Source organism: Corynebacterium sp. NML98-0116, assembly GCF_001767255.1.
Lineage (GTDB): Bacteria > Actinomycetota > Actinomycetes > Mycobacteriales > Mycobacteriaceae > Corynebacterium > Corynebacterium pseudogenitalium.
In genome coordinates this window covers 903,232-915,807 of the sequence record NZ_CP017639.1, presented here as the reverse complement: position 1 = coordinate 915,807, position 12,576 = coordinate 903,232, and the positions used below count along the sequence as shown (strand labels likewise).

Annotated in this window: 14 protein-coding genes; 2 read left to right on the top strand and 12 right to left on the bottom strand. The window is 59.7% G+C overall.

Annotation, left to right across the window (positions count from 1 at the left end; translation table 11 throughout):
* Positions 1 to 12: 12 nt before the first annotated feature.
* The 3 genes from rlmN to frr are packed head-to-tail and all read right to left on the bottom strand — an operon-like array spanning position 13 to position 2,630.
* Entirely contained in the window at positions 13 to 1,110 is a 1,098-nt protein-coding gene (gene rlmN, locus BJP05_RS03995; protein ID WP_070362285.1) for a 23S rRNA (adenine(2503)-C(2))-methyltransferase RlmN, read from the bottom strand.
* Between the two features lie 20 nt (positions 1,111 to 1,130).
* Positions 1,131 to 2,060, bottom strand: coding sequence for a phosphatidate cytidylyltransferase (locus BJP05_RS03990; protein ID WP_083433144.1), 930 nt, complete (start codon positions 2,058 to 2,060; stop codon positions 1,131 to 1,133).
* Positions 2,061 to 2,072: 12 nt separating this feature from the next.
* Entirely contained in the window at positions 2,073 to 2,630 is a 558-nt protein-coding gene (frr, locus tag BJP05_RS03985) for a ribosome recycling factor (RefSeq protein ID WP_070362284.1), read from the bottom strand.
* A gap of 137 nt (positions 2,631 to 2,767) precedes the next feature.
* On the opposite strand from frr, the gene BJP05_RS03980 reads away from it, so the two are divergent.
* Positions 2,768 to 3,859: an amidase family protein gene (locus tag BJP05_RS03980; RefSeq protein ID WP_240492800.1), complete on the top strand. Its 1,092-nt coding sequence runs from the start codon at positions 2,768 to 2,770 to the stop codon at positions 3,857 to 3,859.
* Positions 3,860 to 3,862: 3 nt separating this feature from the next.
* Here the strand turns inward: BJP05_RS03980 and pyrH are convergent, their stop codons facing one another.
* The 3 genes from pyrH to rpsB all read right to left on the bottom strand — a co-directional run bounded on the left by pyrH (position 3,863) and on the right by rpsB (position 6,647).
* Positions 3,863 to 4,546, bottom strand: a complete 684-nt coding sequence (gene pyrH, locus BJP05_RS03975) for a UMP kinase (RefSeq protein ID WP_070362283.1) — start codon at positions 4,544 to 4,546, stop codon at positions 3,863 to 3,865.
* A gap of 200 nt (positions 4,547 to 4,746) precedes the next feature.
* A complete protein-coding gene (tsf, locus tag BJP05_RS03970; RefSeq protein WP_070362282.1) occupies positions 4,747 to 5,565 on the bottom strand; it encodes a translation elongation factor Ts in 819 nt (272 codons plus the stop codon).
* Between the two features lie 167 nt (positions 5,566 to 5,732).
* Positions 5,733 to 6,647, bottom strand: a complete 915-nt coding sequence (gene rpsB, locus BJP05_RS03965) for a 30S ribosomal protein S2 (protein WP_070362281.1) — start codon at positions 6,645 to 6,647, stop codon at positions 5,733 to 5,735.
* Between the two features lie 308 nt (positions 6,648 to 6,955).
* Here rpsB and BJP05_RS03960 point away from each other — a divergent pair, with 308 nt between their 5' ends.
* Positions 6,956 to 7,447: a M23 family metallopeptidase gene (locus BJP05_RS03960; RefSeq protein WP_141742244.1), complete on the top strand. Its 492-nt coding sequence runs from the start codon at positions 6,956 to 6,958 to the stop codon at positions 7,445 to 7,447.
* Between the two features lie 4 nt (positions 7,448 to 7,451).
* Here BJP05_RS03960 and BJP05_RS03955 read toward each other — a convergent pair whose 3' ends face one another.
* From BJP05_RS03955 to BJP05_RS03930, 6 genes are all read right to left on the bottom strand, one after another.
* Positions 7,452 to 8,357 carry a tyrosine recombinase XerC gene (locus tag BJP05_RS03955; RefSeq protein WP_070362279.1) on the bottom strand — a complete coding sequence of 302 codons (906 nt, stop codon included), beginning with the start codon at positions 8,355 to 8,357 and terminating at the stop codon, positions 7,452 to 7,454.
* A gap of 21 nt (positions 8,358 to 8,378) precedes the next feature.
* Positions 8,379 to 9,563, bottom strand: a complete 1,185-nt coding sequence (locus BJP05_RS03950; protein ID WP_070362278.1) for a DNA-processing protein DprA — start codon at positions 9,561 to 9,563, stop codon at positions 8,379 to 8,381.
* A complete protein-coding gene (locus BJP05_RS03945) occupies positions 9,560 to 11,116 on the bottom strand; it encodes a YifB family Mg chelatase-like AAA ATPase (RefSeq protein WP_070362277.1) in 1,557 nt (518 codons plus the stop codon). Before BJP05_RS03945 ends, BJP05_RS03950 begins: the two co-directional genes overlap by 4 nt.
* Positions 11,103 to 11,477, bottom strand: a complete 375-nt coding sequence (locus tag BJP05_RS03940; RefSeq protein ID WP_083329535.1) for a YraN family protein — start codon at positions 11,475 to 11,477, stop codon at positions 11,103 to 11,105. The genes BJP05_RS03945 and BJP05_RS03940 overlap by 14 nt, the downstream gene beginning before the upstream one ends.
* 144 nt (positions 11,478 to 11,621) lie before the next feature.
* Complete coding sequence (locus BJP05_RS03935) at positions 11,622 to 11,930, bottom strand: DUF2469 domain-containing protein (RefSeq protein ID WP_070362276.1); 309 nt, start codon at positions 11,928 to 11,930, stop codon at positions 11,622 to 11,624.
* On the bottom strand, positions 11,927 to 12,571 hold the full coding sequence (locus BJP05_RS03930) for a ribonuclease HII (RefSeq protein ID WP_070363483.1): 645 nt from the start codon (positions 12,569 to 12,571) through the stop codon (positions 11,927 to 11,929). Before BJP05_RS03930 ends, BJP05_RS03935 begins: the two co-directional genes overlap by 4 nt.
* Between the last annotated feature and the right edge of the window lie 5 nt (positions 12,572 to 12,576).

Below are 12,576 nucleotides of genomic sequence, written 5' to 3'. Positions count from 1 at the left end.
CTCGGCGCAACGTCACTCGCCTTCCGCCGCGAGCTGGCCGCAGGCCGCAGCGATCTCCTGACCCTTCGTGTCACGGACAGTGCACGTCACACCCTGCGCAATCACACGACGAACAAACTCATCCTGGCGTGCCTTCGGGGACGCGTCCCACTTCGAGCCCGGAGTTGGGTTCAGTGGAATAAGGTTGACGTGTACCAGCGGCCCTAGCGCCTGATGCAGCTTCCTGCCGAGCATGTCGGCGCGGAAATCGTGATCGTTGATGTCACGAATCAACGCGTACTCAATCGATACGCGGCGCCCTGTTGTATCCGCGTAGTAGTGGGCTGCGTCCAGCACATCCTGCACGGAGAACCTGTTGTTCATCGGCACCAGTGTGTCGCGCAGCTCGTCATCAGGGGTGTGCAAGGAAACCGCGAGCGTGCAGGAGAGGCCTTCGTCGGCAAGCATTCGAATCTGCGGCGCGAGACCAACCGTTGACACAGTGACGTTGCGTTGAGAAATCCCGAATCCCTGCGGCGCTGGACTCGTGATCTGGCGTACTGCGCTGACCACGCGCTTGTAGTTCGCCAGCGGCTCTCCCATCCCCATAAAGACGATGTTGGAAAGACGGGAGCCTTCCTCCTGCATCATGGCTGCTGCAGCTCGCACCTGATCGACGATCTCCGCAGTTGACAGGTTTCTATCGAGACCGCCCTGACCGGTCGCACAGAACGGACAAGCCATTCCGCAACCCGCCTGTGAGGAGATACACAGAGTCGCACGGTCCTTGTACCGCATCAGCACAGACTCCAGGAGAATGCCGTCATGCAGCCGCCACAACGTCTTGGTGGTGTCCCCCTCATCGGTCTCTACCCGACGTACTGGAGTCAGCAACGTCGGAAAAAGAGCCTCTTTTACCTTCTCGCGCTGTGCGGCAGGCAGATCCGTCATCGTGAGGGGATCTGCTTCAAACTTGCCGTAGTAGTGGCGCGCAATCTGGTCCGCACGGAACTTCGGCAGACCAAGGGACTTCAGGGCCTCGATGCGCTCTTCGCTCGACAAATCAGCGAAGTGCTTCGGCGGCATACCAAACTTTGGGGTCAGAAGTGGCAGTGTTGGGGTCTCAGTCATAATTGCCCCATCTTTGCACGTTAGAACGGATTCATCAATGCGGAAGCGCTGAGCAGAATGTACGTTGCGCACGCTGCTGGCAACATACCGTCTAAGCGATCCATGATTCCGCCGTGTCCAGGCAGTATCTGGGACATATCCTTGATACCGAGTTCACGCTTGAATTGGCTTTCGACGAGATCACCCATAGTGGCGCACATAACCAGTGCGGCACCCAAAAGGATCCCCATCCACCACGGGCCCTTGATCAGTAGCGTGACCACCGCGACGCCTGCAATGATCCCGAATATCATCGAGCCCGCAAATCCTTCCCAGGACTTCTTCGGGCTTACAGCCGGCGCCATCGGGTGCGCACCAAACATCACGCCTGCAGCGTACCCCCCAACGTCAGACGCCACCACGCAGCACATGAACGCGACAATAAACGCTGAACCACTGACGGAGCCTTCGTCGATAAGTGAAACCATCGCAGCGAAGCTTCCAAACAGTGGAATCCACGCCAGGACGAACACTCCCACGGCGGTGTCGCGGAGATAGTTGGTCGGCGTTTGGTGCCTGCCGTGGTCGAACAGCCGCCAAAACATCAGGAACAGCACTGTGAACGCGAAAGCGCCAACTACGCCAGCGGTTTTGTAGGCAGCGGAGGACCACACCATGATCTGACCGAGGATGATCAGCAGTGTGCGCGGCTGCTGGTAGCCCGCTTCCCGCAGACGGGTAAGCACCTCCCACATCCCACCTGCTACAGCGATGGCGACAAGCGGATACCAGGCCATAGGGCCAACCCACACAGCAGCGATCACCACAGCGCCGAGGATGACCCCGGTCGTGATGGCGGCTGGCAGGTCGCGACCCGCATCATTTTTCGGCTTGGGCGGCGCGATGCGGGGCCAGCCCGATGGTCCTGACTGATCTGTCGAGTGTTTCACGTAGCGGTGCTTTCTATTCATCGAAAGGTCTGCTTAGACCTCCATCAGCTCGGCTTCCTTGCGCTGAACTAGCTCATCGATCTGTGCCACGTAGCCCTGGGTGGTCTTGTCCAGTGCCTTTTCTGCGGTCTGCACTTCGTCCTCGCCGGCGTCGCCGTCCTTCTGGATCTTCTTCAGTGCTTCCATACCGTGACGGCGGACGTTACGGATAGCGATCTTGCCGTCCTCACCTTTCTGCTTGGCCTGCTTGACCAGGTCACGGCGACGATCTTCCGTCAGCTGTGGGATCGTGACGCGAATGACTTGCCCGTCATCGGTCGGGTTGACGCCGAGATCAGAGTTGCGGATGGCAGTCTCAATTTCCTTGAGCGTTGACATGTCGTACGGCTTGATCAGCAGCATGCGTGGCTCCGGAACAGAGATCGTCGCCATCTGGTTGATCGGGGTTGGTGCACCGTAAAAATCAGCCATGACGCCATTAAACATGGCAGGGTTAGCGCGACCAGTCCGAATCGTTACGAGGTCATCGCGGGTGAAATCGACAGAAGCGCTCATACGCTCTTCGGCATCAAGCAACACGTCATCAATCATTTTTACTCCACTTCTTCTGTACAAAGCGTTCGGGACAAATAAGTCGCACACCAATCTACCAGCGTTTCACTCCCAGCCGTGTCGTGGCTTGACGGGGAACGGCAGAATTCAAGGCAAGTTACGCCTAGACTGTCCCCATGCTTTACTCCCCCGCCAGTGCCGCGATGGTCTATACACACCCGACTCCATTGCGCACTGCTGAGGGCCGACTTTCATCGTGGCAAATCCCCATCAAAGACGGAACGGATGTCGCTGGAATGCCCACCTCGCACGGCAACCCGTCACGCAGCGTCATCGCGGAAGAGCACAGCCCAATCGTCGCAGCACTGCTTGAGTCTGGGGCAGCCATCCCTGGAAAGTCACTGACAGCCGAGCTAGGGGCGACGTGCTACGCCGAAGAAGTCCACTCACCACTTTTAGAGTCCCCCATGTTCCCTGGGTGCACGCCCGGTGGTTCTTCAGCAGGCGCCGGAGTGCTCGTGGGCAGTGGGCTGTACCGTGCTGCACACGGCACGGACGCTGGAGGGTCCTTGCGAGTCCCGGCTGCAGCCTGCGGTGCCGTTGGTTACAAGCCTGGAACACGCGGGGCAGTCGCGAATGGTTTTATCACGCGCAGCGTCGCAGACCAGTTTGAGTTGTACGGACATCACCCCACCGCGGTACGCAAACTGCGCATCGGAGTACTTATCGACGGCCTCTTCGCCAACACCACTGTTTCAACGAGCCGCGGTGATGCCCTAGAGGCCGCTGCACGTGAGCTCGGGAAACACCATGATGTAGTGTCTCTTCGCCCCTATGCGGATGCACAATCAACGTTTGAGCACTTCAGACATCGCATCACGAGCAGCTTCCGCAACGTAGAGCCACTCGACAATCACTACCTCGCATGGATGCACGCACAAGGTTGCGCAGTAACTCCAGAAGAACTATTTTCAGCGAATGACCACTTCGCGCACCTACTAAGACACGTACAGCACGAGTGGGACGTGGATATCGTGCTCACCCCCACGATTGCGTTTGATCCCCCACCAATTGGCTACTTCTCTTCCCTCGCCCCGGATGAGAGCTTTTACCAACAAACAGTGTGGACGCCCTGGTGCACGCTGTTCAATGTGATGGGCAGCCCCGCTGTCGCAGTCGGGGCGCTCCACCTTGGGTCAGTCACAGTTGGCGGACGCGCGCTACTTTCGGTAGCGCGCACCGTCGAACATTTTGGGCTGCCCGATTAATTCTTAGGAAACAAGGGTACCGATCTGCTCGCCGGATACCGCGCGGGCAATGTTGCCTTCCTTGAGCAGGTTGAACACGAGGATCGGCATGTTGTTGTCCATGCACAGCGAAAACGCGGTGGCATCGGCAACCTTGAGTTCCTTCTCGAGCACCTCGCGGGGAGAAACCTCGCTGTAGAGCTGTGCGTCTGGGTTGGTTCGAGGGTCGTCGTCGTAGACTCCGTCAACCCCCTTCGCCATCAGGAGCACCTCGCAACCAATTTCCAGGGCGCGTTGCGCGGCGGTGGTATCCGTAGAGAAGTACGGCATTCCCATGCCAGCACCGAAGATGACGACGCGCCCCTTCTCCAGGTGACGCACTGCACGAAGCGGCAAATAGGGCTCAGCGATCTGCGCCATATTGATGGAAGTCTGAACGCGGCAGTCGACGCCCTTCTGCTGCAGGAAGTCCTGGAGCGCCAGGCAGTTCATCACCGTGCCGAGCATGCCCATGTAGTCGGAGCGTGCACGGTCAAGGCCACGCTTTTGCAGCTCTGCACCGCGGAAGAAGTTGCCGCCGCCAATCACTACCGCTACTTCGGTTCCGGACTGGGCGACTTCGGCAATCTGTGCAGCAACGCTTTCGACGACGTCCGGATCGATACCAACCTTTCCACCGCCGAACATTTCACCGCCCAGCTTGAGCATGACGCGTTTGAATCCTGTGCGGGTAGACGCAAGTTCTGACACTGTGAGGACACTCCTTGAGAGTTGGCCAATTCGAGCCGTAGAGGACAATTCTGTTCTCGACCGATCTTAGCGATCTCAGTCCGGTTTGTAGCAACCGGGCATAAAGAAACCGCCGGCGGAGGGTAACCCCTCAACGCCGACGGTAAAAAGCATCAGGCTTATGCCTGGCCAACCTCGAAGCGAACGAAGTCGGTGACCTCAATGCCGCTCTCCTCCGTGAACTGCTTCACGGTCTTCTTGGAGTCAGCAAGTGACGGCTGGTCCAGAAGAACAACGTCCTTGAAGAAGCCGCCCATGCGGCCCTGGACGATCTTCTCGATAGCTGCCTCAGGCTTACCCTCGTTGCGGGTGATCTCTTCCTGAACAGCGCGCTCCTTCTCGACGACCTCTGCCGGAATGTCCTCTTCCTTGAGGTAGCGAGCCTTCATCGCAGCGATCTGCAGCGCAACCTGGTGTGCAGCCTCAGCGTTGTCGCCCTTGTAAGCAACCAAAACGCCAACAGCTGGTGGCAGGTCAGCGGAACGCTGGTGCAGGTACTTCGCCAGCTGCTCACCCTCGATGGTGGCAGCACGGCGCAGCTCCAGCTTCTCGCCAATCTTTGCGGAGAGGCGCTCAAGAACGTCGTGAGCGGTCTCGCCGTCGACGTCAGCGTTTGCCAGCTCCTCCTGGCTGTTTGCCTTCGCTGCTGCAGCAGCGTCAGCAATCTTGCCAGCGATGGTCTTGAACTCGTCATTCTTAGCAACGAAGTCCGTCTCCGAGTTGATTTCGACGATGGTGTTGCCGGAGACAGCGACGAGGCCCTCGAGAGCATTGCGCTCTGCGCGCTTGCCCACGTCCTTTGCGCCCTTGATGCGGAGCAGCTCGACAGCCTTCTCGAAGTCGCCGCCGGTTTCCTCCAGCGCCTTCTTGCAGTCGAGCATGCCGGAGCCGGTGGTTTCGCGCAGCTTCTTTACGTCAGCAGCAGTGTAGTTCGCCATATTCGGGCGATCCTCCTCGTACAGTAGTGGATAAATACGTCGTAAAATTATGCTTCAAGCAAAACACCCCACGCCCAATTCGCGCCCATAATCCAGGACGTGAACAGGACGCGGGGTGTCACACTCGCTTATGCAGGATACACGTTTCGCGCGTCCTGCGAGCGGAGTTACTTAGCCTGCTGAGCTTGCTCTGCAGCGCGAACAGCGTGTGGCTGCTCGACTGGTGCAACCTCCTGTGGCGCAGCAGCTTCAGCCTCAGCAGCTGCCTTTGCAGCGTCTGCAGCGGAAACCTCAGCGGATGCGGCTGCCTGAGCAGCGGCCTCTGCAACCTCTGCCTGGTGCTTAGCGTCGGTGTCGCCTGCAGCCTCACGTGCGGAAGCCAGCTGACGCTCCTCGCGCTGCTGCTTACCAGCGATGACTGCCTCGCCGATGATGTGGGTCAGGATCTTGACCGCGCCGATGGCGTCGTCGTTACCTGGGATTGGGAAGTTGACGTCGTCCGGATCACAGTTGGTGTCAAGAACAGCAACAACCGGGATACGCAGCTTCTCTGCCTCGTTGACCGCGATGTGCTCCTTGTTCGTGTCAACAACCCACAGAGCAGAAGGTGCCTTGGTCATGTCAGCGATGCCACCGAGGACACGCTCGAGCTTCTGGCGCTCGCGGGTCAGCATCAGAACTTCCTTCTTGCCGCGACCTGCGTAGCCGTTCTCAGCAGCGTCCATAGCCTGGAGCTCCTTCATACGGGCGATACGCTTGGAAACGGTCTGGAAGTTGGTGAGCATGCCACCGAGCCAGCGGTGCGTTACGTATGGCATACCAACGCGCTGAGCCTCTTCCTGAATAGGCTCCTGCGCCTGCTTCTTCGTACCAACAAACAGGATCGTGCCGCCGTGTGCAACGGTCTCCTTGACGAACTCGAAAGCCTCGTCAATGTAGGTCAGCGTCTGCTGCAAGTCGATGATGTAAATGCCGTTGCGGTCGGTGAAGATGAAGCGACGCATCTTCGGGTTCCAACGACGCGTCTGGTGGCCAAAGTGGACACCTGCGTCGAGGAGTTCGCGCATGGTTACAACTGCCATGGGAATTTCTCCTTTGGAGTAATCTCGTTCGGTTAATGTTCATGTACTGCAAGGGTTTTTATCCCTCGCCCTAGCACCGCACCCGCTCAACACCCTCATACTGTGGGACCAACGCTGAGCTGGCGTTATTCGGCGCGCGTAGTCAACTTCGAAAAGTTGCCTTGCCAAGCATAGTCGACTATCCCTCGATTACCTAATTTGACCTGCACAAACCCTGAGCTTTATCCACAGGCCAGTTTTTCTCCACAGGCTGCATGCCCACAGCCTTGTCCACTACCGCGGTTTCAGGGCTCAATGGCAACATGCACATGTTCACACGCTTACTCGCGGCCATTGCTCCCCTACTTTGCACGTGGTGCTTGGCGCCTCAGGTTCTTGCGTACGTCGACCCCACCACGGGGCTGCCCTACGCGACCCGGATTACACGGCCCGCAGAGATCCCGGAGAAGAACTGGATGCCGGGGCACCGCGGGGTTGATCTTGCGCTACGCGTCGGAGCCACTGTTCTAGCAGCAGACAACGGGACAGTCGCTTTCGTAGGCAAGGTAGCAGGCACGCCCATTATCAGTATTGATCACCCAGATGGCATCCGTACGACGTACCAGCCTGTACACGCGCGTGTGCGGCAAGGCGACGAAGTAAAACTCGGCGATGCGATTGGGACGCTGGCACGGCCGACGGGGCCGCAGGCACATCTCCAGGACGGGCTGCACTGGGGCGCACTCATCGCGAAAGACACTTACATCAATCCGCTTTCCCTCCTATCGACGCCCACCATTCGGTTGAAGCCAACCCGTTAGAGGCTCATGCCCTGGGGTGCGCTTGGTTGTAAATCTGCGTGAGCCGCTGTGAGGAGACGTGCGTGTATATCTGCGTGGTTTGCAGGCTAGAGTGCCCGAGCATTTCTTGCACCATTCGTAGGTCGGCGCCGCCTTCAAGCATTTGCGTGGCCGCTGTGTGTCGCAACGAGTGTGGCGTGATACTCGCCTGCCCCGCTTGCAGCCCGGCGCGCTCGACGATTCGGCGAACTTGGCGTTGGTCGATGCGCTTTCCCTGGGTGCCGACGAACAGCGGTTCGGCCCCCGCGTTAGCACTATTGGCGAGGGCTGGCCGGGCGTCGTGAAGCCATGTGGTGAGTGCCTCGTGTGCGTTGTTTCCGAAGGGAACGATGCGTTGTTTGTTGCCTTTGCCAGTGACTTTTGCGGTGTTGGTATGGAAGTCGAGGTCGTCGATGTTGAGGGCGACGAGTTCGCCGACGCGGATTGCGCTGGCGTAGAGCAGTTCGAGGATGGCGGTGTCGCGGATGTCTTCTGGTGTGTCGCCGTGGGGGCGGATGAGTTCCTCGGTAGCGGGGGCGCTGAGCACGGTGGGTAGTTTGCGCTGTTCTTTCGGGGTGCGCAGGCGGGCTGCTTCGTCCTTTGCGATGTAGCCGTGTTGGTAAGCCCAGGTGGAGAAGGCGCGCGCGGATGCGGTGCGGCGCGAGATGGTGGAGCGGGCTTTGCCGGCTTGGACTGCGTCGGCGAGCCAGTGGCGTAGAGCGTCGATGGTGAATGCGTTGAGATCTGGTGTGTACGGCGCGAGTGTGGTGAGATCCGATTTGTAGCTCTTGCAGGTCGCCGCGGCGCGGTTTTTGACGTGTTGGCAGTAATCGATGAAGTCGTCCACCGCGGTGAGAAACTGGGTGGACGACTGATCGTGGCTGCTAATCATGTCCCGTATTGTATCGGTACCTTAGGGTTTGGCTGTGTCGCTTCGTCGCCACAGCTGGCCTTCCCGCTGGATCAGTCCCTTACCTTGCAGCTCAATGAGCGTGTTGATGGTGACTTGGAGGGATAGCGCGGCGGCACCTGCAATCTCCTCCGCTACAAGCCCGTCGCGATGATGCTTTGGCGCGGCATCGTAGATGCGCATCTCGGTGCGGGTCAGGAGCTGGAGGGGCGAAGCTACATTGTTGTCCGCAAGTTCTTGTTCTGCATCCAGTCCGTTCTCGAGGCGGATCGCCTCGTGGACGTAGGTCGCGTTGAGCACCATCGTGGCCTCCCCCTTATAGATGGCGAGGTTGGTGCCGACAGATCCGGCGGTGGTTATCGGCCCTGGTACTGCGAGCGTCCCGCGTTGGTAGTACTGCGCCCAGCGCAACGTGCTGAGCGCCCCGGAGCGGTAGGCGGCTTCTATCACTAGCGTGGCCTGGGTGAACCCAGCGACGAGTCGGTTTCGGGTGAGGAAGCGGTGTCGCTCAGGGGCCATGCCAGGGCTGTATTCGGTGATGATCGCTCCCCCTGCCGCCACGATGCGATCAAATAGCTGTTTGTGGCGCCTCGGGTAGGTGATACCCGGCCCGCATGCGGCGAACACCACAGTTGGCAGTCCCGCCTCGAGGGCCGCATCGTGGGCTGCCGCATCAATACCGAGCGCGCCGCCGGAGACGATGGTGTATCCCCAGCGCTTCAGTCCGTGCACGATGTCACGGGTGGCTGAATGTCCATATGCGCTCAGCGCTCGTGTGCCGACGATCGCGATCGAGTTTTCCAATAGCTCCGGCAGGTTGGTATTGCCTCGAACCCAGAGGGCGTGTGGCGGAACCCCGTCTGCACGTATCGGAGCACCTTCGCCATCCCGACTCATCTTTGCACCGAGATTGAAGGAGTCATAGATCCGTTCGCGAGGCCACTCGGGCGATTCCGGTGTGATGAGTGTGTACCCATGCTCCGCTGCAGTGGCTAGGTCTTCTGCTGGCTGGTCCCAGGTGTACCTCGCATCGGTGTCGGCGGCGAGGTCACCGAGCCAGGGCGCTCGTGTGCGCACGCCTTCGGCGATTTCGTCAGCGGTATAGCCTTCGTTTCGCAGTGCCCATAGCGCCGTCGACGGCCCCTCGATGACACGGTTGAGGTAGGCCCATGATTCAAGCGCGCTCATGCCGATGCCTCCTGACGTGCTGAAAGCAAGGTCTGGTCGTCTCGAAGATCGACGGCCTCAGCGACGTGCCCGAGGTGTGGGCACTGTGCGCCAGTGAGATCCGCCAAGGTCCACGACAATTTCAGGATGCGGTCGATACCGCGCTGGCTGACCTCCCCGCGCGCAAGCATCGAGGAGAGGAACATCATCGCGGAATCTTCCGCCGGGAAGTATCGACGCAGCCACGGCCCCGGCACGCGCGCATTCGTCAACGCCCCGTTCGTGTGTTCCTCGCACGTCCGCCACCGATGTGCCGCACGGTCCCGTGCCTCTGCCACACGCTGGGCGATGGCCGTGGAAGACTCTGCCCCGTTTGGGTTCAGCACGGCGTTATCCAGCGAAGTCCTGCAGACAATGTCCAGGCGGTCCCTCAGCGGACCCGAAATACTTCGCGCATACCGCGCACGCTGCGCCCCGGAGCACCGACAGCGGTTCGCTGGTTTTCCACACGGGCATGGATTCATCGCGAGGATGAGCTGGAAGTCGGCTGGAAAGATGACGTCGCGGTTGCTGCGTCGCAGGCGCACCTCGCCTTTCTCCAGGGGAATGCGCAACGCATCGAGGGTAGCGGACGCGATCTCAGAGGCTTCGTCGAGAAACAGCACACCGTTATGGGCTTGACTGACCGCGCCGGGGCGAGGAATCCCGCTGCCTCCCCCGATGAGTTGCGCCTTGGAAAGCGACGGGTCCGGCGCGATGAACGGGCGGTGCGCAATCAGCTCTCCCCCGGCGATCCCGGCAGCTGCGTGAATCGCTGTGGACGTGACCATTTCTTCGACGTCCATTGCGGGGAGGATGGATGGGAGACGCTCTGCAAGCATGGACTTGCCTGAGCCGGGTGGTCCGATCATTAGCATGTGATGCGCACCGGCCGCGGCGACTTCCATAATCCTTCGCTCGGGGCCTTGCCCTGCGATGTCTGCGAAGTCCGGCTGTCGTCCTTGCTCAATGCTTGGCGCACCCACAGAAGCTACTTCAAGCACCTCTTCCCCGACCAGCCACGCCCACACCTGCGCCAGCGAGTCCGCCAGCACGATGTCTCCGCGTGACACGAGCTGTGCCTGGTGCTCGTTCGCGCGCGGAACCACAATGCGGTCAATTCCACCCTCCTGAACAAGCAGCTCCTGGGCCGCCAGCAGCATCGGCAGCACTTCCGGTACAGGCCGCAAGCTGCCATCCAGCGCCAACTCTCCTACAAAAAATGTTCGCGATAGTGCCCGTTGAGCGCGTGGATCTAGGCTCCCCATCACCGCCAACGCAATCGGCAAGTCAAACTGCGAACCAGCCTTCGGCAGGTGCGCCGGCGACAGCGACACCATCGCCTTCGTCTTCGGCCACGGCAGTGAACTATTACGGCAGGCGGTACGGATTCGCTCGCGGGATTCTTTCACGGCAGCATCGGCGAGCCCAACAATATGCATTCCTGGTAACCCCGGCCCGACGTTGGCCTCCACGCGTACGATGCGCGCCCGAATGCCCTCAACCGTGGCACTCAACGTACTAGCAAGCGGCATCTTCGACCCCCATGATGAACTCAAACTCGAAGCCGTCCTCGTGATACATCGCCTCCACGACGTCGAACCGGACTTCGTAGAACCCCTCAGTGCTGCGCAACCACTCAGCAGCCGCGTTACGCATTGCCATCATCTTCTTCGCGTGCACCGCCTCAACCGAACCAAACCCCGGTAAACGACGAGTTTTCACCTCTACGAACACCACGGTGCCGTAAGAGTCCTGCATAATCAGGTCAATCTCGCCATGCCGTAATCGCACCCGCCTACCAAGGCACGTGTAGCCCAACGCTAAATACTCCTCCAGTACGGCATCTTCCCCTAGACGGCCAAGCTGGTACTGGTCCATGCACGGTTTCTGCATAACTTCGTTCCCTTCTTCACATCCTTGTTCGTTTGCACACACCTCCAGACGCACCAGAGGCGTAAGTGTTTAGACGCAAAAACCCCTCCCGCGGTTCCTTACAGGCAACACGCGGGAGGGGTGGAGGGGACGTCGAAACGCAGACTACGAATTAGGGAACGTGATGTCCGGCTTGTCTAGCTCCTCGATATTGACATCCTTGTACGTAATTACGCGGACGTAGCGCACAAAACGCACCGCGCGGTACATGTCCCACACCCAACAATCCGACATACGGACCTCGTAGTACACATCGTTGCCGTCTTTGTGCGGGATCAACTCGACAGCATTCGCAAGGTAGAAACGACGTTCCGTCTCCACAACAAACGAGAACTGGCTCGCGACGTCTCGATACTCGCGATACAGCGACAGCTCGACGTCAGCCTCGTAATTGTCCAGATCCTCAGCACTCATGCGGTGCCCCCTTCGTAAATCTCAACGGCAGTTCTCACATTGGCATAACTATAACGATGTTGCGGCGTCGCCCCGTGGCGGCGCACCGCATCCATGTGTGCCTTCGTGCCATACCCCTTGTGGCGCTCCAATCCATACCCGGGGTACTGCTCCGCGTAGCCATCGAGGAGATGGTCGCGGCTCACTTTGGCTAGCACACTGGCGGCGGCGATGCACCGGGCACTCGCGTCACCGCCGATAATCGGCAGTTGTGGTACGGGCAAACCCGCGATATGGAAGGCGTCGACAAGCGCGTACCGCGCCTCCGTCTCTAGCTGCGCAACTGCGCGCCGGGCCCCGTCAATGTTGGCATGCTGCACCCCGCGGTGATCAATCTCGCTGGCGGGCACGTGCACGATGGAGTATGCGAGCGCGTGCTGGCAGATGATGTCAAAGAGTGCTTCTCGACGCTTCGCCGTCAACTGCTTGGAATCCGTCAACCCCTCAAGTTGCCGTATCGGCTGCGGTGGTAGCACGCACGCGGCGACTGTCAGTGGCCCGAAGCAGGCGCCCCGGCCGGCCTCGTCAACCCCGACGACTGGTCCGAGCCCTGCTTTTTCGAGCGCCACCTCGTACGTCCGAAGCTGCTTCAAACGACGCACCACAG